The 23400-nt window shown below is 42.9% G+C and carries 22 protein-coding genes; 6 read left to right on the plus strand and 16 right to left on the minus strand.

Features of this window, described 5'->3' with window-relative positions:
• Window positions 1-153 precede the first annotated feature (153 nt).
• The 3 genes from ACG2E4_RS15100 (at window position 154) to ACG2E4_RS15110 (ending at window position 4248) form a co-directional block, all read left to right on the plus strand.
• On the plus strand, window positions 154-1194 hold the full coding sequence (locus ACG2E4_RS15100) for a DUF4917 family protein (protein WP_395277069.1): 1041 nt from the start codon (window positions 154-156) through the stop codon (window positions 1192-1194).
• Between the two features lie 278 nt (window positions 1195-1472).
• Complete coding sequence (locus ACG2E4_RS15105; protein WP_395277070.1) at window positions 1473-2729, plus strand: hypothetical protein; 1257 nt, start codon at window positions 1473-1475, stop codon at window positions 2727-2729.
• Between the two features lie 229 nt (window positions 2730-2958).
• Window positions 2959-4248, plus strand: a complete 1290-nt coding sequence (locus ACG2E4_RS15110; RefSeq protein WP_395277071.1) for a hypothetical protein — start codon at window positions 2959-2961, stop codon at window positions 4246-4248.
• A 304-nt stretch (window positions 4249-4552) separates the two neighbouring features.
• Here ACG2E4_RS15110 and ACG2E4_RS15115 read toward each other — a convergent pair whose 3' ends face one another.
• Window positions 4553-5821 (minus strand): transposase, encoded by a 1269-nt coding sequence (locus ACG2E4_RS15115; RefSeq protein ID WP_395277072.1) that lies wholly within the window; start codon window positions 5819-5821, stop codon window positions 4553-4555.
• A gap of 228 nt (window positions 5822-6049) precedes the next feature.
• Here ACG2E4_RS15115 and ACG2E4_RS15120 point away from each other — a divergent pair, with 228 nt between their 5' ends.
• Window positions 6050-7342 carry a hypothetical protein gene (locus tag ACG2E4_RS15120; RefSeq protein WP_395277073.1) on the plus strand — a complete coding sequence of 431 codons (1293 nt, stop codon included), beginning with the start codon at window positions 6050-6052 and terminating at the stop codon, window positions 7340-7342.
• Window positions 7343-7515: 173 nt separating this feature from the next.
• Window positions 7516-8019 (plus strand): hypothetical protein, encoded by a 504-nt coding sequence (locus ACG2E4_RS15125; RefSeq protein ID WP_395277074.1) that lies wholly within the window; start codon window positions 7516-7518, stop codon window positions 8017-8019.
• Window positions 8020-8202: 183 nt separating this feature from the next.
• On the opposite strand, the gene ACG2E4_RS15130 is transcribed toward ACG2E4_RS15125, so the two are convergent.
• From ACG2E4_RS15130 to ACG2E4_RS15200, 15 genes are all read right to left on the minus strand, one after another.
• On the minus strand, window positions 8203-11445 hold the full coding sequence (locus ACG2E4_RS15130; RefSeq protein WP_395277076.1) for a DEAD/DEAH box helicase family protein: 3243 nt from the start codon (window positions 11443-11445) through the stop codon (window positions 8203-8205).
• The gene (locus tag ACG2E4_RS15135; protein ID WP_395277078.1) at window positions 11442-14609 is read right to left on the minus strand and encodes a site-specific DNA-methyltransferase; all 3168 of its coding nucleotides are present in this window, start codon (window positions 14607-14609) and stop codon (window positions 11442-11444) included. The genes ACG2E4_RS15130 and ACG2E4_RS15135 overlap by 4 nt, the downstream gene beginning before the upstream one ends.
• A 75-nt stretch (window positions 14610-14684) precedes the next feature.
• Window positions 14685-14975 carry a hypothetical protein gene (locus ACG2E4_RS15140; protein WP_395277079.1) on the minus strand — a complete coding sequence of 97 codons (291 nt, stop codon included), beginning with the start codon at window positions 14973-14975 and terminating at the stop codon, window positions 14685-14687.
• Between the two features lie 12 nt (window positions 14976-14987).
• Window positions 14988-15347: a hypothetical protein gene (locus tag ACG2E4_RS15145; RefSeq protein ID WP_395277080.1), complete on the minus strand. Its 360-nt coding sequence runs from the start codon at window positions 15345-15347 to the stop codon at window positions 14988-14990.
• A 112-nt stretch (window positions 15348-15459) separates the two neighbouring features.
• Window positions 15460-16008 (minus strand): hypothetical protein, encoded by a 549-nt coding sequence (locus tag ACG2E4_RS15150; RefSeq protein WP_395277081.1) that lies wholly within the window; start codon window positions 16006-16008, stop codon window positions 15460-15462.
• A gap of 370 nt (window positions 16009-16378) precedes the next feature.
• Window positions 16379-19117, minus strand: a complete 2739-nt coding sequence (locus ACG2E4_RS15155; RefSeq protein WP_395277082.1) for a hypothetical protein — start codon at window positions 19115-19117, stop codon at window positions 16379-16381.
• Window positions 19118-19557: 440 nt separating this feature from the next.
• On the minus strand, window positions 19558-19848 hold the full coding sequence (locus ACG2E4_RS15160) for a hypothetical protein (protein ID WP_395277083.1): 291 nt from the start codon (window positions 19846-19848) through the stop codon (window positions 19558-19560).
• A gap of 6 nt (window positions 19849-19854) precedes the next feature.
• Window positions 19855-20193 (minus strand): hypothetical protein, encoded by a 339-nt coding sequence (locus ACG2E4_RS15165; protein WP_395277084.1) that lies wholly within the window; start codon window positions 20191-20193, stop codon window positions 19855-19857.
• Window positions 20190-20534, minus strand: coding sequence for a hypothetical protein (locus tag ACG2E4_RS15170; protein ID WP_395277085.1), 345 nt, complete (start codon window positions 20532-20534; stop codon window positions 20190-20192). The genes ACG2E4_RS15165 and ACG2E4_RS15170 overlap by 4 nt, the downstream gene beginning before the upstream one ends.
• On the minus strand, window positions 20531-20806 hold the full coding sequence (locus ACG2E4_RS15175; RefSeq protein ID WP_395277086.1) for a hypothetical protein: 276 nt from the start codon (window positions 20804-20806) through the stop codon (window positions 20531-20533). Before ACG2E4_RS15175 ends, ACG2E4_RS15170 begins: the two co-directional genes overlap by 4 nt.
• A complete protein-coding gene (locus ACG2E4_RS15180) occupies window positions 20803-21198 on the minus strand; it encodes a hypothetical protein (RefSeq protein WP_395277087.1) in 396 nt (131 codons plus the stop codon). Before ACG2E4_RS15180 ends, ACG2E4_RS15175 begins: the two co-directional genes overlap by 4 nt.
• A gap of 14 nt (window positions 21199-21212) precedes the next feature.
• On the minus strand, window positions 21213-21455 hold the full coding sequence (locus tag ACG2E4_RS15185; protein WP_395277088.1) for a hypothetical protein: 243 nt from the start codon (window positions 21453-21455) through the stop codon (window positions 21213-21215).
• Window positions 21456-21463: 8 nt separating this feature from the next.
• Window positions 21464-21850, minus strand: a complete 387-nt coding sequence (locus ACG2E4_RS15190) for a hypothetical protein (protein ID WP_395277089.1) — start codon at window positions 21848-21850, stop codon at window positions 21464-21466.
• Window positions 21851-21909: 59 nt separating this feature from the next.
• On the minus strand, window positions 21910-22125 hold the full coding sequence (locus tag ACG2E4_RS15195; protein WP_395277090.1) for a helix-turn-helix domain-containing protein: 216 nt from the start codon (window positions 22123-22125) through the stop codon (window positions 21910-21912).
• A gap of 95 nt (window positions 22126-22220) precedes the next feature.
• Complete coding sequence (locus ACG2E4_RS15200) at window positions 22221-22484, minus strand: hypothetical protein (protein ID WP_395277091.1); 264 nt, start codon at window positions 22482-22484, stop codon at window positions 22221-22223.
• A 292-nt stretch (window positions 22485-22776) separates the two neighbouring features.
• Here ACG2E4_RS15200 and ACG2E4_RS15205 point away from each other — a divergent pair, with 292 nt between their 5' ends.
• Window positions 22777-22977, plus strand: a complete 201-nt coding sequence (locus tag ACG2E4_RS15205; RefSeq protein WP_395277092.1) for a hypothetical protein — start codon at window positions 22777-22779, stop codon at window positions 22975-22977.
• Window positions 22978-23400 lie beyond the last annotated feature (423 nt).

The raw sequence follows: 23400 nt of genomic DNA on the forward strand, positions 1-23400 counted from the left end.
GCACCTCGCCAATTCTCTGCCCCTCTTGGTTTTAAGTCTCTTCTTTCGTTAGTTGCTAATTCAACATCAATCCGTGCGCCGGTTATGCGCAATGTCGTTATGTTTTTATCCTCAACCTGGTACATCTAAAATAAAACTATTATAGAATAGAGAATGGGTACACGAACTTACAATGAAGTCCTAGAGTACTTAGATAGTACAGATCGAGATATCCACCTACTCTTGGGAAATGGTTTTAGCATGGCCTATGATCCAGATATTTTCTCCTATAATGCTCTTCATAAGTTCATAGAACAAATAGATGATGAATTATTGTCAAAACTATTTGATATAGTTAATACAAAAGATTTCGAGTTAGTCATGCAGCAGCTCGACAATTTTAATGAATTGATAGAATTATTTGGTTCTGATAAAAAACTAAAAACTCATACTACGAGAGCGATTCAAAGATTACAAGAGAGTTTACTTGAAGCTATTCAGGATCTACATCCTGAACATGTTTTCAAAATCTCAGAAGATGAAAGTAAGTCTGCTGCAGATTTTTTAAGCTTCTATACTAATCATAATGGTAACGTATTTACAACAAATTATGACTTGTTACTCTATTGGGTTTTAATGAGAAATAGTATTGCAAATTCTACCGATGGATTTGGGCGTGATTTACTTAATCCAGAGGATGAATATATACCAGAAGATGAACTAGAGTATTCTAAACTTAGATGGGGAAAAAATAAAGAAAATCAAAATATTCATTACGTTCACGGAACATTACCATTTTTTGATACGGGTATCCATATCGAGAAGGAGGAGTATACCACAACACGATATCTGCTAGAAAATGTAAAAGCCAGATTGGATAGAAAGGAATATCCCATATTTGTAACTGCTGGATCAGGCAAAGAAAAATTAACACATATATTACACAACAGATACCTCACTTATTGCTATGAGAGTTTATGTAATATTTCTGGATCGTTAGTAACTTTTGGATTCAATTTTGGAGAAAATGATAAACACATAATTGATGCAATAAATAAAGCTAGCAAGCAGGGTAAACAAGTTCCACCCAGATTGTGGAGTGTTTACATCGGCACATACTCTGATGAAGATAGAAGACATATTGAGAGTATTAGAGAAGATTTCAAATGTAAAGTCACAATTTGGGATGCTAAAACAGCCAAAGTCTGGAGATAAAACATAACCCGCGCATTAAGCGGACAGGCCTCGCCCTTTCTTGCCCGCCTCACTTTTTATGGTTACAATTTCATTTCTAAACAATTTCAACACATTGGCGCCTGCAGCTTATGCGCAAGGTCGTTATACGGCAGAAATGGAGCGTCTGCTATTAGTGTCAATATGGAGTAAATGCCTAATTGGATCGATATATATTTATATATCGATCTTGTCATGTTCTTGATACGTTGTTTAACTTGTACATCATTGGTGCACTCATAGAGTTAATTTGAAATCTGATGAATACTTTAAATAAAACACATTTTGAGGTTCTGAAAGAGAGGTTTCTTAACCACCGAGTTGGTGTTGCTATTGCATCCATTCTAGTAATAATTGGTGGAATTTCTGCTTTTTTATCCAATGTATATAATATTAGGAATAGATTATTCCCGAGTTATGATTTGGCTATTTCAGCTAACATAAACCAAAATGTAGATGAATTCGAAAAAGTCCCATTGAAGCTTGAAGTGATACTTTCTGGTGACGCTGGAAAGGTTGTAGACGATGCCACGATCACGTTGGAAATTTTAGATGCTAATGGTCACCCGATGAATTTAGCACAATCGTCCCAGGCTTTCATCTTGCCAGAAGAACCAATTCAGGTGCCACCTCTGACTCCGGAAGCACCACAGAGGGAAATTGAGCTCTCAATAACTCCGCAACGGTCTGGATCTTATACTATTGTCGCGAGAGTCTCGGCGGGCGGACACGTATCACAAACTCACTCGCGTATTTCAGTCTTACGGCGAGAAATAGCAACACTTCAGCAGGCGGCTCCCGAAAATGCACCTCTGCTAGTGGTAGATGAGGGAATCGCAAAATCCGAAATTCCTCTTGCTGAATTAGATTTACTCCGAATATTGATACCTGAACACATTGATGATTTAGGATATTTCAATTCTACTTTGTGGCTTGAAAAAACGGCTGTCTTAGCTGCTGGAGGGGTGACGTGGAGAGTTTCTAGTATCCATAATTTTGGCGACATCATAGGTGAAATATCTCGTTTTGAAAAAGCAATTGAAAACCCACAGCTTTATAGCGACTCGTACGAATTACAAACTCACTTAGCCGACCCTTCGCCTTTGGTACTAGTCGGAGATTCGTGGTACGAATTGTCTATCATCGGGGGGCAGCGAATTGGGTTTGTAGAACGAGAAGAGACCTGTTCACAGTTACATGGCGTATTTGCAGGAAAGGCTCCGATCGATAGCACAGGTAGACTATATCAAGGTCAAGTAATGGGCAAGAGATGGTTATTCAATAAAGTGGATTTGGAAATAATTGAAGGACCTTGGGATTGCGGTGCCACTGGTATGATTTGTTCGTATATAATCCAGATCAACGGTGAGCCGAATTTAGTGAGTTTCAGTAATTCACCAGCACACAAGTTTGTAGATAAGTTTCCCGTACGAATCGAACACGAAGGAGGACATGTCATTAAGGTTCACAAGAGTCCTATTTCTGTAGAATTATGCAAACCAATGGAGAGATTCTAAACCTCGATGCTGTGGTCGTAAATTGTCCTCTTCAATCTATTTATACCTCTTGAGCTCACATAAATGCGCCGCATAACCAGCGCATTAAGCGGACACGCCTCGCCGGGGCTTGCCAACTTCTGGCTTTTTAGCTCATCGTTCATTATTTATCAACTCAACATTCATTCGCGTGCAGCTTATGCGCAATGTCGTTAGCCATACTAATTTCTAAATCCTATTTATCAAATCCATGAAGTTAGATTTTATTGATTGGCTCAAAAGACAAAACTTTGATTCGGAAGTGATAAATCTTTTTGAGGAAGCGAGTAAATGTTATAAAACTCAGGCCTATCATGCAGCTCTGTTATTCTCTTATTTAGGTTTCCAAAGTATTATTAAAGCTAGAATATTAAATGCTCAGCCCCCCAAAGGATACAAAGAGAATTATTGGGAAAGTATTCAAGAAGATTTATTAGATGATAATAAGTGGGACCATGTTATTTTTGAATCACTTACTAGAAAAAAGCCAGCACCAATATTTATAATTTCAGATGATTTAAGACATCAAATTGAATATTGGAAAAATAGAAGGAATGATTGTGCTCATTTCAAAGACAACTTAATCAATAATTCACATGTTGAGTCATTTTGGGTATTTCTAAGATCAAATTTATCTAAACTAGTTGTTAATGGAAGCAGGGAAAGTTTACTAAACAAAATTGTTGATCACTTTGATTCTAGTTTAACTTCACCTGGTAGTGATTTTCAATATTTGGTAGATGAAATTCCTCATGCAGTCGAAGTAAGACACTTGGAAAATTTTTACAAAGATCTTTTCCAGTTTTTTAAAACTCTACCCCTTTTCCCTTTTGATCCACTCCCACAAGAAGCGATAAAATTTGTTGCTCGAATATTTGAATTAGACTCAGATCCACCCGTAGATAAATTAAAATCTTACCTTAAAAATGATCTCGAATCTTTAACTTCCTTGCTGGACTACAATCCACAACTTATTGTCTATTTTAGTGGAAACGATACTTTTATTAGAAAATATTGGTATGATCACATAGACAAATCAAAGAAGGTATTTGAGATCCTTTCAGCCATGTTATCTCATAATTTAATACCGGATGGTGAGAAAAAGGAGGCTATAAAACATATAATTAAAAAAACTGGCCTCGGCACTCCATCAAAAGATAATCATCCTATTCTAGAGCAATTCGGATTTTTTGAAGAATTCAAAAAAATTGCTTTCGAAGATGAAAAAATATGGAGTTTTAATTGGAGCAATTCTAACTACAACCTAGTTGTTTATTATTTGCAAAACTTTGAAATAGACGAAGTAGTTGCGAAAGCACTTTCAAATAATTTTTCAAATGATAATTTTCCATTTGAATTAAGAGATGCATTAAATAGATTTTTTAGCAATAATCCTGAGAAAAGGAAGAAAACGGCAAAAATTATCGTGGAAAATAAATTTAAAAAAGCTTACAAGATTCCAGCACTTTACGAAGAACAAGCCGAAGAAGGCAGTCAATAGTATGGCTAACCAGCGCTACCCTTAGAAAAGAAGCAAGAAAAAGGTAACAATGGCATTCCCCGGACATAGCTCTTCCATGATAGGGTGATCCCAATTTTTTAATGGTCGGTAAAGGAGTGGTTTTCCAGCGATGTTACCTTCTCTGGATGCTGACCCTTAAAGCGGAGCCGCACCATCATATAGTATGGACCGGAAACCAAAGCCAACCGGCCGTGACGGTGATTCAGTAGCGATCATTCCGCCGACAGGCGGATGACCATGCGCTATTGTCGATCATCGACCGGTTGGAGCCGGGCGGAGCAGCTTACCCCGCACAGCGATATACGCGCTGCTCATTAAACGGCTGGTTGCTTTTGGCTGCGCCATAAAGAATCTTCAGCAGTTTTCGCATGCACGCTACCTTGGCCTTGCGGGCTGGCATGCCCTCGGCGATCTTGCGGTGGTAGTATGGTCCCAGCAGGCGGTCTTTACGGGTCAGGGCAAAGGCGGCTTGCCCGAGATGTTTGCGAAGCAGGGCACGTCCTTTCTTGGTGATCTTGTCCTTTCCGCGATATTTCCCGCTGGCTCGCATCCGAATCTTCAGCCCGGCGTAGCCCATCAGTGCCCGCCAGTGCGGGAATCGACGCAGCGGGCCGGTTTCGGCCAGAATTTTTGCTCGCATGGGTTTGGGAAACCCTGAAAAAACCGGAGGAATCCACTGGCCAGGATCCAGGCGATCCACCAACTCTACCATTTGCACTGTCAGTTGCTGTTTCCGATGATTGTGCCGGTTCCACAACTCCCACAGATAGCTGAGTTGATCCGAACATCTCGCGCGTTGGCCGCCACTCAGGGGAGCCCTGCAGCTGCTTTGGGCCTGCCGCCAGACACTGGCCAGGCAACGCTCAGGAATCCCGGTTCGGTGGGCTTTCATCCGGGCTATAAACCGCTGGTAAGATCCGGAAGTAATCCTCCACGGATCAAATCCGTAGCACTCTTGCAGGGCCCGTCCGGTTGCGCCCCAGCTCAGATCCCCGCTTTGCTGCCAGTCAACAAACAGCGACCGCCGCAGCTCTCCGATATGAATCCGGGTCCGGCTGGCCGCCAGCGTGGTATCTTCCAGCCACTGACCCCACTGGCGCAACTGTTGCCAGCAGGCCGGCAGAACCACCAGCCTGGCCACCTTGCCCATCCGCCCCAGCATATACAAGACCTTCCCGTCCAGCGGGTCCGATTTGCCCCCGTCCCCATGATGGACCACAGCGGCCTTGTACATACGTTCCGGATTAACCATCCACACGCTGTGTCCGGCCTGCAGGGCCGCCCGGGTAAGCTTTTGCTCGTAGCGCCCGCTCGGTTCGACAACAACCGAGAGCCCGCTGTAGCCCAGCCGACCGGCTTGGTTGGCGTAATAATCAAGACGATCGGCAATTGTCGCCAGATCGTTGGAAACCGATTCGACAACCTCATATTCTCTCCCGTCTTGCCGGTACCGGCTATAAAGATCCAGTTTTCGGCTGCTTACATCCACAGCCAGTAACAGACTGCCAGGGTCGAGCTTGCCGATGTCGTGAAATTGTGTAATCTTCCTCATATGGCATCCTCTTTGGTTTTGTTTGTGGTAGAACAAACAAGGTGAGGCTCTTCGATGAAGAGCTCAACCTTGAGGGTGCCCTAATTATATGATTCAAGGGGACGCGCCTCGCCAGGGCTTGCCACTTTTTGGTTTTTTAACTCCCCGTTCATTATTTAACAGATCAACGTTAATTTGCGCGCACCTTAAGCTCAAAGTCGTTATACCGCTTCAAATTCATTAGTCATAATGCCACTAGAAATTCATGAAGATTGTCAGGATAGATTAGCTGAATTCCTAACAGCAAACCTACCTCAAGTTTCGGTTAACAACCAACTTTTCGTCAATTATAAAAGCCTAGAGGCAATATCAGATATTGATGATATTCTACCTCAAAATGATGATTTCCAAGATCAGCTTCATAAATGGATTGGAGAGAACCCTTTATCCAGTTTTATTTTTGGAAAACTTCAAGAAACGTTGGAAAGCAACTATGAATATAATAGTGACCAGCCTACACAAAATTTAAATGAAATTGAAGAATTCGAAGAGATTGAAGAATTAGCTAATTCCCTAATTGATGACTTTATAGCTCTTCCCAATGAATACAACCTTCTTTTAAAAATACCTAGAGGAGTTGCTACAAGATTTATTCAAGCGATTGGCGAAGAAGAACTATCTATTTCTGAAAACTTAAGCCTTATTTCACCAAATCAGGATTTCAGGAATGAATTTCCTGACCCACCCAAACATAGCCCTAAAAAAGGATTAGCAGGTTTAGATTTTTTAGATCAACAGGTTGAGTGGAATCCAGAACACTTATATATAAAATATCGTGTTGAGGGTTTTATAAGTTCATATGAGCAAACAACTCCAATTCAAAGATTTAAGGAGTTATGCAAATCGTTTATCGGCATATGTCTTGCGTTAAGACTATTAAGTTTTGAACACAACTATCTTAATTCCTCATTTGAATCAAAAATTTTAGTTTTCAAAAGTAGTAATGAAACATGGTTTTCAAAGAAGAACCACACTTTTTCCGAATCATTTAGTAATCGATTTCAATCATTAGATTTGTGGAGTACTTGGGAAGAGGAATTAAATGAAAACCAAATTAGCACCTTAATTGTTAAAGAGCTTCAGAAAATACAATCAGTTTTTAGAGATCAAGATAATAACGAGACTATTCTAAAATCTAGTCAATGGCTGTTTGATAGCTATTGTAGTGAAAATAAATTATTAGGTTTTATTCAATCGATAACTTCAATTGAAATTTTACTCGGTGATAAATCGATTTCTGATATTATAGGCTTAGGAGAATTGCTAAGAAATCGATGTGCATATCTTATTGGAAAAAGTAAAAGTCAAAGAGATGAGATCTTAAAAGATTTTAAAAGAATTTATGATACGCGTTCAAAAATAGTACATCGAGGGAAAAGTACCTTAAGTGAATCGGAAGTTGACGATTTCTATAAATTAAGATGGTTGTGCATGCGTGCCATACAAGAAGAAGTTACATTATTAAATGAAGATGAGGACTAATATCGCGGTATAACCAGCGCTTCAAGGGTGACAGGCCTCGCCATTGGTTGCCAGTTTTTCGTTTTTTGGCTACTCTTTCTTTTACAGACAAATTCAACACTTTGGCGCCTGCACCTTAAGCGCAGGGTCGTTAGGCAACTTGCCAAAATTCAACTAAAAAAATCATCATCGATATGGATAAAGAAATAAACGAGATCTCTTTTAATCAGTTTAAACTAACTCCAAGAGATTTGAGAGTTGAAGATTTAAAACCTGGCTTAATTTTGAAGTTCAAAACTGAATTACCAAAAGAAAGGCATGAAGAGTTAATTCAACTTTATAAAACTCATGACTTCTTCGAAGTATCAATTGGTGATTCAGAAACAAAAATAATGAGGTTTGGTAGGCCTTTTTATTCAGAACACGACAACATTATTAAGTATCACATCATATTGGTGAGTAAGGAATATGATGAAAATGTGAATGGAGATCGTCCTGTTCATGATTCTGATCCAAATATGGGAAATATTATTGCATTCAATAATGCATATATAGAAGAATTAGAAAATCTATTGATAGACAAAAAAAATCTTAACAGAGAAGAAATTCAGAAATTAAGAACTAAATCTGAGAAAAATATTCCTAATAAAAAGTTTGAATTTGGCAAACTTGATGATGTAGATAAATACGCATCTTAAAATGATTCAATTGATTGGTGACCAATAAGGGTAAATGTCTCTGGCGAATGCGGGCCAACGGGACTGCCAGACTTATGAAGGGATGGAAGTTGATACCACTATCACTATTGAATACAAACTTCAGAAAAACGAATATGGTGAATGGGAAGCCATTTTAAGAAATAGGAAATCAGATTTTTAGGTTTAATTGTAATCTATTTTAATTTTCTTTCCCAGACATTCCCTAAAAATTTGATCAATATGGCTGAGATCAGGTTCCCTGAAATAAAGACCCAGTTGATGGCAATCCGATTTTGTTTCAACATCATTAAGTCGTTTGACTTCAGAAAAGTCAGTCTCCGAAATGATAAATGAGTGCAAAAATATATTATTCCTGCCACTTTTTGCATTTAATTGCCGCTCATAATCTTTGATATCTGATGAAAATTGAACCTTGTTATTTTGGTGAATATTTATTTCATGCTGTAGGCCGTGAGGATCGATAAAGCAGATATGTTGTTCGTCATCATTTTTAACCCAAACGATAAAATCCGGGAAGAACCGTTCGCCTTCTAAAAGAAAACCTATGCCATGTCCCCGAGACTGATTGCGAAGCACATATACTTGGTAATCTCCGATTAGCTCATTCGCTTCTGGTTTACCAAAAAAATCCTTGAGATCTTGAATAAATTTCCATTCCCCGACATTTAGACCAGGTGGTGTGGATTCAATGATTTTATCTTCTCTTTGATCCTCAATCAAGAGTGGAAGATATAAGTGCTTATCAAAGTAAATTCGCGGTAGTTTACCATCTTTACGATTAATTACAGTTTTCTCAAAGAGGTCTCTATCCTCAAATAATGCTTTTATCTCTTTTTCCAGCTCTTCAACAGCTCTTTCCTTAACCCGAAGCTGATAACCAGGGGTAGTTTCATCTAAACGAGGGATATTTTTGTCATCGGAATTAAAAGCTTTGTATTCAAGCTGCTGATACTCCCATTCTTGTTGCTTCTTTTTATAGAAGGTATCGATGTATTTACGAATGATAATCAAGGCATACAATTCTACCTCTTGTATATCTTCAAACGAGGAGACATCAAAAATAGAATCTTCACAGTATAGTTCGTACTGTTCTCCTTGCAGAATATTTTTTATATCTGATTCGGTAAAGCTGAGGTTTTCATAGCCTTTCTGACTCCGATAATACCAGGCCTCACGATATAAGTTATCGGTATCTAATAACGGCAGAAACTTAGTTGGGATATATTTCTTTTCTACAGAGTTGACTGCTACCGCCTGATCTTCCACGCGGTCATCGGAAGCTTCCTCCTCAACAGTGCTCGTTAAATCTATCTTAGGCGTTATGTCGTCACTAATTTCGAGTATTAATTGCTCAACCTCTTTAAAATCATCTCTTATTTGGGGACGAATTACTAACAACCCTTTTCCATCAAGATTATCTTCGACCTTAATATCAAGGTTAAGTTCAATTCGTCGATCAGTATCAATTCCTTCTTCTTTAAGAAACTTTTGAAACTTCTTCATGTAATCAGCATTCATACCAAATATCTGAAGCGTCTCTAAATACTCAATATGCGGTGGACGCTGAATACTTTTCATCTCTGAGGATCGCTTAAGACTTCGATCTTTTCCTAACAGTCGAACGCCACGCCCAAAGAGCTGTATAATTTGTGGGCCTTCACTGCTACCAATATTCATCAGGCCCATACACGACACGCGCCAGGAACTCCATCCCTCGATAAACTTCTTAGACCCGATAAGCACGTTTACATCCGAATGCTGGGTGTTAATTTTCTGAAACAACGAATCTTCAAACGCATTCGGCTCCTCAACGGTTAGCTCAGTCAACTCTTCTTCGATATAGGAAAGAAAATTGCTGTCTTCCCCAATATTGATGACCCCAAAAAAGTTATCGCTATTTCCGGCTCGCAGACCAATTTCCCCCTCAGCGGAGGTTAAGTTCGTTAACTTTAAGGGTGCCGGTGCTTGTAGGTGAAAGACTTTATTCAACAAGTCGGCATAAAGCTGCTCGGGTTGCCCTTTGTAAGTATTGCGCAATACCGAAAAGCTGTCTTCGAACAGGTCGCTCCCATCTTCACGCTTGACCCCTGAATCTCCATCTAACACTTGTCGGATGGTATCAATGGTCCAGTCCTCATCTTGTAGCACCTTATTAAGAAACAGGATTAGTTTCTGTACATCTGAAACCGTTTTTTTCTCTGGGTTATTCCATCTTGATTGAGTACGACCGGCCTGTACGCTGTGTCCAATAAATGTGAGCAAAGGTTCGCGAAGATTCCAAGTCTTGTATAAAGCCTCGGGATGTTGTTGATAGATATGCTGTTGTTCAAAAAAGGTCAGAAGGTTAGCCAACAGATATACCTGCTGCTGATCATCTTCAAACTTCTGTTTCTTCTTGAGGTTCAAAATACGATAGTCTTTCCCATAGCCATCATCATAGAATCGGGGATAGGAATAATCAAAGACAATAGATTTGCCGTATTCATTTTGAACACCGGCACTGGCCTTATTGAGCGCCTGGCCAAAGGTAGCACTATATTCAAAAGTGAATCCTTCTTTCGCAATCGCTTTACGTCTGCGCATCCACTGAGACCCTTTCGTACCGGATCCCTTGTGTCCTTCATCTACAAAAACCATGTTATTTCCTTCGAAGGAAGAAACTTCTATGCTATCACCGTCTCCGGTCTTCTCATCTACAAACTTTGTTATTTCAATGAGCTTTACCGTTTCGGGATCAGCTCCAGATCCGCTGTCGGAATCCAAATAGTATTGATTTGGAATTCCACTCATATCCAGCTCTTTAGCATGTTGGTGCGTAAGGCCAGCATTGGGGGTTATTAAAAGAAAATTGTCTGGCTTCTGATTCATCTTTGGCTGATAATGCAAAAACTGATAATAGTTCAGATGCATGATCAGTGTTTTGCCACTGCCGGTGGCCATCCAAAAGGCTAATTTATTTAGATCATCCGCTTCAAAATCGGTGTACTGTACCTTGGAGCGGTGTTTGTCTTCTTGCTCAGAAACAAAAGCATTCAGATCATCTAAAAATGCCTCTTTATCACTTGTTATCTGATCAAGATAATATTCGGTATAGAAACCAGCTAACAGCTGGAAGTATTTGAAAACAATATGATCTTTCTGCTGGCGATTCTCATTTATCTTTGCCGTATGAGCAGATATGTTCTGATCATATTTCCGAAGTTTCTGATTATCTATTTCTACACGACCGTGACTCTGTAATACCTTGCACAGTGTACTAATGCCATCGGCATCATAGGCGGCCCCTTCGGTATCGCGACTTAATTCTTGGTAATAGCGTTGGATAGATTTGGGATCATGGATATTATAAACCCCAAATTGCTTGCGTAAATATCCTAAGAGTGATAATCGTTTCTTTAATTTCATGCTACTCCCTCAAACATCTTTTCCCGAAAGGTGATCTCCGTGGGTTCGGCGTCCTTTATCTTACTTGCTCCGTTGACATAGATTCTATCAAACGTCTTATCATCAATGATTTCCTTAGTGATCCATTCAGCCTCTTTGTCTAAATCTAAATCTTCGCTGTTTCGCCATACAATAAGTACATCCTCGATAGCATCTTCATCACGGATTTCTCCTTTGCTGATGATATACCTCCTGCCCTGATGCTCATATCGACGCAGCGTTTGTACCCAAAGGCCAATGAGGTAATGAAAGGTTTCTACCATATCAACTTTTTCGGGAACAGGACTTTCATGGCCGCGCTGTATATTTAGCTCATAGTCAAAAGGAGTTTCGAAGGCCTCATCTTTCAACAGTGTAGCACTGACACCTTTTGTTTCGAAATCTAGCATGTATTTGAGCAGATAGTCATCAAATTCCATTGCTTGCTGGACATCATCTTTCTTTTTGAAATCAATGTTATTTAAACAGTCATCATAGAATTCAGTAATCTGATACTTTAAAAAATGAGATTGCCATTCATTTTTATTCAAGTTCAATGGTATACCATTTTTCCAATCCGTAGAAAGAACTGTCTTTTGTATCCGTTTTTTAATTACATCACAATTCCTGAAATCTAAATCTATTAAAAAATACCTTCTCCCTTCATTATACTCTTGGTTCAATTTTATAATAGATTCAGCAGTCGTACCAGAACCTGCAAAATAATCTAAAATTAATGCGTCTTCATTCTGGATTGAGTAAAATAGATATTCAAGCAACTTTGGTGGTTTTGGATAATCAACTTTCCCGCCTAATCCTAAATTCTCTAATACCAGACTACCATTACTTTTTAGGCTAATTATTGAGCGTAATAAAAAAGACTCTACCTCCTTTAAATAGGTTATTGAACTTGGCTGAGTTGTTGTGTCGTTTGCATACCAAATTCTTCCTTTCATCATACTACCATCAGGTAGCACATATGTGGGACCATTTTGTTCAGCATTCCTAAAGGTATCCTCTTTCCACCTCCATCCATTCTTTGGTATCGGAACAGGTTCATTTGTAACTGGATTTATGACCTCATATCTGGGACCCTCAGAATTAGGATTGGGCCAAGACATGTTAATTTTACCCCAAATTTCATAATTTGGATCTAACTCACAATAAAGGGTAATTCCTCTATCATATCCTTGTTTTTTATAGAATTTCTTTAACCTCTCTCTAGCAATATCTAAAGAATTATCTTGTCTTTTTTGTTTTTCAATAAATTCATATATCTCTTCAATGCCTTCCTTCTTCATCACAAATGAAGAATCATTGTTTTTCCAATAATCATAATCTTTTACAAACAAATAAATATATTCATGAATATTACCTATCCCTTTATCATTCTTAGGGACCCGTTTATTCCAGGTAATAGTTTCAATATGATTTTTTGCAGAAAATGTATTATTCAAAAGGTTACCAAAGTTTAAAAATTCATTTTCATCACAGCTTGCAAAATATGAAGCCTGTGATTTCATTAAAGCTTTAGCCTTAATATTCGCCTGATTTAGCAGACTCAACCATGATGATGATTTGTAATTATCTTTATAAATAAATCCATCATCCCCAGTATTGTAAGGCGGATCTATGTAAATACAGTCAATACCGTTGGAAAATTTATTTTCTACTAAATTTAAACCTTGAAAATTTTCACTATTTAATACTAAACCATCTAATTCTTCATCTAAATCATCATAAGAGGCCAATAGCTCATACTTAAAATCATCCTCAAAAAGCTTGGTATCCACCATCATATACGGATGGCTTTTTAGTACGGCTTCGGTCCATTCGCCATTCCACTCCAAGTTCTTTTCCCACTCACCCATACTATAGCATTCTTCCCAGTAGGCAAGCTGCTCTTCATTCGCCAAGATGGTTTCGTAGAGTTCTTCGGGCACCTTGTCCAACGTCATACAATAGTGGGTATCCACCACAAACTTTTTCTTCTCGAAGAGTTTCTTCTGGAAATCTTCGATCTGGCTGAGAAAAGTGATCACTTTCTCGGCAATGCCCCGAACCACTTTTGCACGGGTTAACGCTGTTTGCAGCGGTTGCTCAGAATCGGCCTTAATAAAGTCATCTACCTGTATTACTTCATGCTTCAGGTAGTATTCCAGCTCCCGTTCCAGAAACTCCTGCAGGTTCTTGTGAATGAAATAATCCGTTGTATTCTTGGCCGTAAAATGATTCAGCTTGTCGTACAGCAGAGAATGCTCCTTGTCATCCGGCATGGTAGATAAAGCATCGCGCCATCGGCCAGTCACCTCACTGCGCACCCAGTCATCAAAAGCCGTGCAAAGGCGTTCTCTGTCAATTGTCTTGAGGGATTTACCAGCAGCTTCATTGTAAATCTCGAGCCACTTTTCCTCCTCTTCATCCTTCAGCGGACGGTACTCAAACCAAAGTGTTAGGGTATCATTTTCTTCATCAATTTCGACAGGCTCTTCCGGACGGAGCACAAAGTATCGCGTATCGCTTTCTTTGACGTTGTCTTTCTCTACTTCGGCCTGTTGTACTTTAAACCAAACATTTAGGCCATTAGCCTCGAATTTATAGTTCGCGAAGTGCTCACCGGTTTTAATATAGTACTGGTCTTTATTGGCCCAGTGCAGCTTCACTTCCTCACCGTTATAGGGAATAGCGTATTTGGAGTCACGGGTGCTAATACGTCGCTGGGTGAGGAAATCTCCATCATCGTAATAGCGCGAAAAGAACGTGTAAAGGTCTTGGTATATGCGTTTTTCAATTTCTTCGCCAACTTCCTGCTTGTCAGCCTTCTTTTTAGCTTGCAGGTACTTTTTACCTAAAGGGGTATTTTCGTACTGCTCCGCAAGACCTCCATTTTCAAAGGCCTGTTCTCCCAACGTATTTTTGATTTCCTGTTTTAGCTCATCAAGCTGAGACTCATCATCCTGGCTATATTCTTCCAGTCCCTTTTCAATAGCATGTAACAGATCCTCTTCGATAAATGCTTCAATCTCATCTCTTTTGCGATTGAGAATACGGTAGATCCCGAAATCAAGATCAGAGGCATTAAATTGAAAGAGTTCCCGAAGCTTTTTTTGGAGTTTTGTACGGAGTTCTTGACGACTTTCTGGCATTGTTAATTAACTTGTTCAAAATAATTTTGAACCTTAAAATGTGAGAATAATTGGGAAGGCGCAATGTGGTTTTCATCAATTTTTCGCCCTATCCTCCACTCTCTTCTTATGCAGGGCAATAACCTCATCCACCTTCTTTTTGCTGATCTTTATGACGTTGGCCTCAACGGCCCGGCCGCGTTCATCCCGCCGTACAATGAGCGGGGTAAAAAACTTTTTCAGCTTGGGATATATATTCCGGTAGTAGAGCGTCCGACCAATGCCCAGCTTATCCTGACAGTACAGCCGGGTCTGGGTGCGGGTTAACTGCTTCTTCTGTATCAGGTTTTCGATCTGTTGCTGCGTCAGGTTATCTGAGTGAGACATTACGAGGATTTTTTACTTGGAGTTGATGATAGTAGAAGAGTTGCTGGCTAATTCTCTTTTCACTTCCCGCCAGTGGATAATGCGGCGTTTCCCGGGATGCATCGCTTCAGGCACGACTAGGCCATGCTGCCAGACGGCACTGCAGGCAGTGCATTTCATCCCCACATCACACCGGTAGATGCTGCTGGAATGGCGGCTTTTGCGAATATGAAATCGCCAGTGCTTGCAGAGGATCTCATCATGGCCGCATACCAGGCATTGAGGGGCAAATTTGGGCAGAGGTACCGGGCCGGAAAAATCCCACATTCGGCGGATCCGGTCCCGGACTTCTTCCGGAGTAAATGTTGGAAATTTATATGTAGAATTTTTCATAAAAAATTTTGTAAGGATTGCCGTTCGTACCGGTCTATTAGATCCCGACTATTGAATGGAGAGCACATTCAATGTCCTTCAGCCGCAGCCGGTTGATCCCGGTTGCGGTCATTTAGTCTACTGAGGCGTTTTGTTTCAACATCGTTTTATACCGTTCTACTTGCTGGTTAAACTTTTCCTGGTCAAAACGGTCCCCATAGATCTGCTGCATGTGTTCTTTACGGATCCGGCAGATCTGCAGGAACGCCTCCAGCTCCCCGTGCTCCTGCACGCTGCGGGCCCGGGTAATGGCCTTCCCCTTTTCAACGTGAATAGTGGTTTCGTAGTAAGGATACCGGTTGCCGGATTTCATTTTCTTGATGGTCCGGTAGACCCCAACCACACCGGTTGAGTTATTCCGGGCCTCCTGGTAGAGGAAGCGGGTGTCGTACTCCTCCGGCTTGGTAGGTGGCCTCCCCTCCAGTGCTTCCAGGATCTCTTCCCGGTTGGTTTTGGCTTTTTCCAGTGCGGACTGCTTACCCCCGTGCTTTTGGTCGGCAAAGTACCGACCGTGGACTTCTCCCCCATACTGCACGCGGACCTGCCAGCCGTGGGTGTGGCCGTGGTCAATGCGGGTGATGTTGGGTAGTGATTCGGTCTGTTCCGTGGCCATATTCGCCATATCTATATTTTATTTATTTAGGTTATAATTAGTTTATGCCTAATATTTTAAAATCGAGTTTCCAGGGTCATGTGTATTTTTCTTGGGGTCATTTTTCAATCTAACGTTTCTAACGTAGGCCCAAAAATTTCGCTAAGTCCCTGTTTTTATTGATAATTTTCTACGTTAGAATGAACGTTAGAATTGCCTGTTGAAATCTAACGTAAATCTAACGTTTCTAACGTGGATCTAACGTTAATCTAACCTTCTTTCTAACGTTAGTTAAGTATATGTATATCAACAGGTTAACCTTTATTCTTCGGGCAACGTTAGATTCAAACCACCCATTTTCGCTTGTAATTACACATTCAAAAAAACAACTTAAAAAAATTTAAAATGGCGGATCCTCCAATTTTTCAAAATCTATCGCCGATGTATCCTCTTCATCGTTGTCCTTAAAATGCTGCTGAGTGTCTTCGTCGGTCGGAGGAAATAGCTCTTTTAGCATATTATTTCTGTCCAATTGATCATACCTAAGGATATAGGAGTGTTGAGCCTTGTTTACCTCCACCTTGTTATTTTCCCGGTCGTAATAGGATCCATACCAGCGGGTGGTTCCCGTGGCATATCCTCCACACTGGTCGAAATATTCACGCAGAATATTCCGGAACTGCCCCATCGGGATTGCCTGGTCCCGGCGGAAATCCTCATATAGTTGGTAGCATTGCGTCAGGTTAACATACAGTTCCTTTTTGTTGTCGTTGTAATAGTAGTGCCAGGATTCCTTAAGGCGGCCGCTGGAGGCCAGGTAAGCCAGCTGGTTGAGCAGGGCCACCTCCTTGTTATTGGCTCTGGCCGCGGCAAACCGGGATAGCAGCTCCTCATAAATAAACGTTCGGAACCCGTTATCCCGCCCAAACACAAGCTCATAGGAGGCCAAAATCCTTGTGTAGTTGTCGGTCAGCCGGTGCTCCACGTTATATTTGTTGGGATGTTCCCGGGCCTCCCGGTCCACGGCGGTTTTCATTTTCCGGTAGTAGGCCTCGGCCTTCTCTTTAACCTCTTGCCGCTTCTTATCGGTCTGGCTGAGCAGAAGGTAGGTTGTTATTTGCGAAAAATTATCGAGATTTGCTTTCAGCCAGTCGAACAGGTCTTCATCATCAGACCGGTACTCCTTTTTGTACTGAAAATTAATGGTCCGGCTGTCGGTCGCGTCGGCCTGGTCCACGTCCAGGTTGATCGGGTAGTTGGTGGTGATGGCCAAAGAGGAGCGGATCGGGGTAAATTTGTTCCTGTTTTGCCGATCCACGTCCGAGACCGATCGAGACGTCCGGTGGTAGTAGCTGTTGATATGCTGGTAGGTGATATCGCTCTGTTCGGGGTTGAATTCATCGTAGCAGACCGGCATTTGTGAATACATCCCCATCGAGTTTTCGATCGAAGGTATCGACACCGTATTCCCCTTGATCTCTTTGGTTTTGTGCAGGCCGAAAAATGCGCGGAGCAGGGTATTGAAGTAGGTTGTTTTTCCGGTGCCCTTGGGGCCATGCACATACAGCATCACGGTGTGGCCGTTGATATCGTTCGCATAATACAATTGCTGCTCATACAGGTGGTAGATTACGTATCCCAACAGAATCTTGCCATAGTTGGGGGCTCGCCCGTCCGGATCCCCGCCGCCGATCAGCCGGATAATCTTTTCCTTGGCTTCCCCCATAAACGAGTCGATGCCACTGGTATCGCAGTTGATAAACGGGGCCAGCTGCTCTTTCTCCATCTCATTTTTGTAGAGTGGAAGGGTAAATCCAAGGGTCTCATCTACGATGTACTCCCCGGCCTCGTTGGGCTCCACTACTTTTGCCTCGTGGTCCTCCCAGGGCGGACAAATCAGCGCATTGCCAAACAACCAAAACGGGCGACCGTTGGCCTTCGTAAATCCGACATGATCGGGCCGTCGTACAATCGGTTTATCAAAGTTCTGCAACAACCATTTGAAAATACTCAGCGGCTTTGTTTTCTGTGAGCGATACTGCAGGATCTCTCCCATCGAGTAGGGCCGGATCGCCTTGTAGAACGACCGCAGATCATCCAGGTACTCCGGCTTGATCTCGATGGTATCGGAGACGCGCTCCACCCCGCGGTCTAATTCCCGAATTTTTACGTAAAATATTTGTCCCTCCCGGTCGTCCTTAACAATACTTTTGATATCGATATTAAAATCGGCAATCACGCGCTCGTTTTCGTCGTTGGCATAGATCTTTAGCTTTTCCTCAAAATACAGGTCTTTAATACTGCGCGGCTCCTCATCCTCCTCAATATCCGTGTCGATACCCAGAAAAGCTTCGGCCTCCGATTCGGATGATACCGGTTCGGTATCAAAGGCCAGTTCCAACAGCTCATCACGGGTACCGCCGCCGATCAGCCAGTCGCTCACGTCCTGTTTCTCCTTGAGGCCTGGCAGCTCCAGGATCCGCACCTTTTTTGCGTGGTCGATGATCCCCGCGGTAACCGCCACGGCATGCTCCCGACCGGGATCGTCGTTGTCCGGAAGGATGATTACTTCGGCCCCGTCGAAAAATTCGTTAAACTCGTCTCTCCACTTTCCCGCCCCCATCGGGCTTGTGGTGGCCACCAGGTCACGTTTGATCAAGGCGTCGGCATCCTTTTCGCCCTCACAAATAAAGATGGGCCGCCCCTCCTCTCTGGCCTCCAACACATCCGGCAGGTTGTAGATCACTTTCCGCACGCCTTTGGAGGTCCATTTCCATTCCCCACCGGTGGCCGGTTGCCGCTGCAGGAACTGTTTGTTTTGTTTCCGCACTACTTCAAACAGCAGCTTTCCGTCCTCATCGGTGTAAGGGTAGGTCTTAATAATTTTGTTTCCCCGCTTGTTACGTTCCGGAAACAGGATATCCCAGTCCAAATCCAGCTGGTCGAGAATATCCCGGGTTTTGCATCCGGCATGGCAGTAGATCATAATTTTACCGGACCGGTCTTCGGTCATCGACATGCTGGCCTTATCATCCTTGTGGACCGGGCATTGTGCCTGCCACTGGCCCCGGCCGCCACTAACATCGGATCCGGCCTGTTTTAGTGCATTGATGATTGTTTGTACCCGTTTCGATACCATAATGTACTCGTTCGTTTATTATTCCTCTTCCAGTGTTGTACCCGATGTAGGTCCTTTTAGACGTGCAGAAAGCCCCCAGAATGGACGCAATCCAGCCGGTCTGCCCTCCCCGATTTCCGATGCAAGGTATCCTGCTTTGGGGGGTGCGGGGGGAAGTCGCTTATTACATGTACCAGTCCGTTCGATTAGAATGTCATCCGCCCGGAAAATCCACCGGACGGATGGTCTGGTTATTTGATTTTGGCCATTAGCGGGGCAAAACCAGGCCAGCCGACCAAACCACGCCTGGATGCTCAAACCCGCTAAAATAGGACGTATGGGGCTAAAACCCGCCTTTATATTTTGCCATAGAGCGGCGATCTCAAATCCCAAGGGGTATGGGTTGGGTGAAAAATGCATGATTAGGCGAACAGGTCAATTCGTTCGTTTAAATGGTTCCATCACTTGCAATACCGTTTTTCAAACTCTTCGATTTTTTCAGCAAAATGGTTGAACCGTTCAGGGTCGGCGTCAGGGTCAATCTTGACCAGCTGATCAACCAAGTACTGGTACCGGTCCAGGCTCATTTTAGAGGGATAGATTCTTCGTTTCCCTGCACTAATAAGGGCCAGCAAGGCCTCCCGTTCTTCTCGTTCAAACCTAACCTTCCCGTCCTTGCTAAGTGTTTGCAACTTCCTCCGGGCCTTGTGCAGCTGCCCTGGATCGATCTTCAGTTGTGGGATTACAGCCATAGTCCTTCATTGTTTGTTATCAGGTGCCTTCCATGTGAAGTCACCGCGCCCGTATTCCAGAGCGCGGATCCAGGAGTAAACCGCTATTGCGGTTATCGGGGTACAACATTGGTGAAATTGGTGAATGAGTGATTGAGTGGATGAATAAATCACACTCGATTTTGGAATAGTTGCAGCGGTATTTTGACCGGCTTGTCCCGGCGGCAGGCGGACCGGCGTTCCTCTGTTTTGAGTTTTCCAGTTCCTTAAACTTCTCGTTGTCCGATAGGTCTGCCTGGTCCAGCGCACGTATGGTTTTAAATGCATGCCTTTTACACCGATTCCTTCGTAGAGGTCGCTCGTCATGGCTCCTCATCCTCTTCGATCTCAACATATCGGGTGACCGTATAGCCCTGCTTTTCCAGGATCCGTTTCATCTTATCCAGCCGCTCCTGGCGGATCAGTTCAGCCTCCTCCTCGGTGACGAATTGCCCTTCAAAGTCCACATCCTCCACATCGATGTTTTCGTCCCACCGGTTGACAGTAATCTGTTTTTCGATGAACGGGGGCTTCCAGTTTTCGTCCGGTACTTCAATCTTAAGCTTTACCGGTACTTCTCCTTTCCGCAGGGCGGTAGCACTCCGCTTGGTTTTGACCATGCGATCAACGCCTTTCTTGGTGCATATCAGGTAGATAGTGTCGTTCATGATGCCACCTTTTGTTTTTTTCGTTGTTTGACGTATGCCTGGTATTCGTCCCGTTTAAGAATGCCCAGCAGGTTCATCTCCAAATCCCAAAACAGGAAATCCGACGTATATTCCCACTGCTCGACACCGTACCTCTCGCAGTCTTTGCGGTAGATATCCAGCGTAATAAGTGCGATGTCACTGTCGGTGTAGATGGTTTTTTCCACAAAGCAGTCCTTGGCGTTCTTCAGGATCCGCGGATGAATGTAGGCGGCGTTTGTTTTCTTATTCATGGAGTCAGCTCCTCTGTTTGGGTTATCGGTATCGGTTGGTGCTGCTGGGCCAACATATAATTGTAGGTGAACCCGGTAAGCAAACCCACCTTGCGGGTAAGCAGGATGCGATCCCCCGGATAGGTTGGAGAGGCAGCACGCACCGACTGGTAGAACCTTCGGGATACGCGGACGGTCCATACCTTGGTATCGCGGGCAATAATAATCATGTAAGGTGATTGCCCCGCTTCCTTCGGACGTGCAAACTTTTTATGTACTACCACCGCTTCGGTATCGGTGATGGCCCGCCGGTTCCCATAGTCTGCAGCGACAAAAAGGATCGCCAGCAATGCAATGGCTATACAAACCGGCCCGAGTATCAACACGATTATCTTGGATATGGATGAGCTCATCTTACCCCCTGCTGTCATGACTGCTGATTGCGATTGTCGATAGTCGTCGTCTTGACCAGGCGCGGCTCGGGATCCGACATGATGGCTTGGAGCTCGTCGGACTTTCGATTGCGATTCTGCAGGTTACAGATCTCAGTATGTTGCAGCTGGGTGAGCGTGCGTAGCTTATCGTTGCGCTGTTTCAGCTTCTCTACCTGTTCCTGTAATTGCTGGTTTTTTAGATTCAATTCCTCGGCTTTCATCTTGTAGTATTTCATCAAGTAGCTCATGACAGAAGGATTATGGTTGCGATTATGGCCCACAGGATAGCAGAGCCCCAAATAGCATTATCGATGGTGAAGATAGATGGGGCCGAATCGGCGGGAATGTTGGAATCCAATGGAATATCGGGCTCCTCCCCAAGTTGAGGATCCTGCATGTGGTAGCTTTCCATCAGCTCATCCACCGTGAGGTGCCGGGCCCGTTCAATAACCACATCAGAGGGTATCTGCAGGGACAAATTCCAGGCCAGATACTGTATCAGATCCTGATCCCTGCCGTACCGGCCGCCGCTCTCTGCCAGGGCACGCCTGATCATCGATGCCAGAGCCAGTTCGTTCAGGTAGCGATTATCGTTTATGGGTGTTTTCTGGGATGTGTTGTAATTGCTCATAATACAGTGTGATTGGTTAGCAGGTTAACACGCCGCGACGTTCTGTGCAGGTACTACATTCATTTGTTAAGCTCCGATTTGTGAATTTCCCATTGTCCTTTGCCGTTTTTGCGGGCCCGCCGGTAATCGCCGCGGCTTACGTAGTTGCTTACCGTCTTGGGAGCCAACCCCGCTTTTTCGGCAAACTCCTTGGTAGTCAGCCACTCTTTTTCCGGTTGAATCCGATTTACTATCTGCTCCAGGTGATCGCAGTTGGCCCGTATTTGTTGAATCATCTGTAAAAGCTCGGTTCTTGTTGGGTCCGGCATTCATGAATCAAAAACTTTTTACTTATTGTTTTTACACGAGTTAAGAGGTTATAATTTGATCGCTATATCTGTTTCTGCACTTTATAGTTAGCAGGATCACTAAGGCGGTTGTCTTTGTCTTTTTTCCGCGCCTTTGCAATTAGCTTGTAGATTTCATGCTTGATCCAGGGAGTATGTTCTTTACCCTGGGCAACACGGATTACAGCCGTATGGGAGAGGCCACTGGAGCCATCGGGTTTGGTAAGACTTCTGCCAAATTCAGAAATACTGGTTCCAAGAATCTCTACCGCAATTTTAAGGTCGGTGTGAAGTTGCGTCTTGCTCATTATTTTGTATAATCTACTTACAGTTGTGAGTAACAGATGTAAGTATAATGTGAGATTAACAATTTTGTCAAGCAAAAATCATGGAATGTCACATATATCTGATCGTATCATTGAGTTAAGTTCAATATTTTCAAGTGATAAGGAGTTCTTAGAAAAATGTGAGATTAACAATTATTCACTTGTCACGGACTTAAGAAAAGGGAGAGTAAATGCTCCTGGCGCTGAGAAATTGGCAAAAATTGTGCGAGGAACCGGTTGCAGTGGTACTTGGCTGTTGACAGGAGAGGGTGAAATGTTCGGGTCCAATAGCAAGGCCGGGGAAACCCCCGGCGGGTCGGTCAGTCGGGCCCTTCAGCTGATTGAACGGATAGAGCAGCAACCAGCCGAAGCAAAAGCAGCTCCGCTGCCTCCGGATCTCGAGCTTCGACTTGCTCGATTATTGACACGACTTCTCGAACGTCGTCTTGAAGATCGCTCGGACGGCCACTCCTGATTACCTCTTGACAGTTTGTAGTAGTTCTGCAGGTTTTCATGTGTACCCCTTTAGATGAAAGTTGCAGTTAATCACATGAGTAGCCCGGAAGGAATATTTTCAACCTATTTAAAAAATCTAATGGAGTACAACCGCTAACTAAAATCTAACTACCCCAATACCCGGAGTATCCCGAGGGAACAGAAGGGAAATGAGGTCATTTTGGTATTGTTTGGCTAGATAGCCAGAAAGGCAGAAAATGACCACTATATGTACAGTTTGGGTACACTAATGGGTACAATATTTCAAAATTGTGCCCTTAATGGCCTTTAAACGGCTATTTTAGAAAGACTGAAAATCGTGGTGTCGGCGGTTCGATTCCGCCCGGTCCCACTTCTTTTCTCAAGTCTTCTAAAGGCCATTAAAACCCGCTCTCAGGCGTTT

It is taken from the genome of Halalkalibaculum sp. DA384, assembly GCF_043951955.1.
GTDB lineage: Bacteria > Bacteroidota > Rhodothermia > Balneolales > Balneolaceae > JAMQKA01.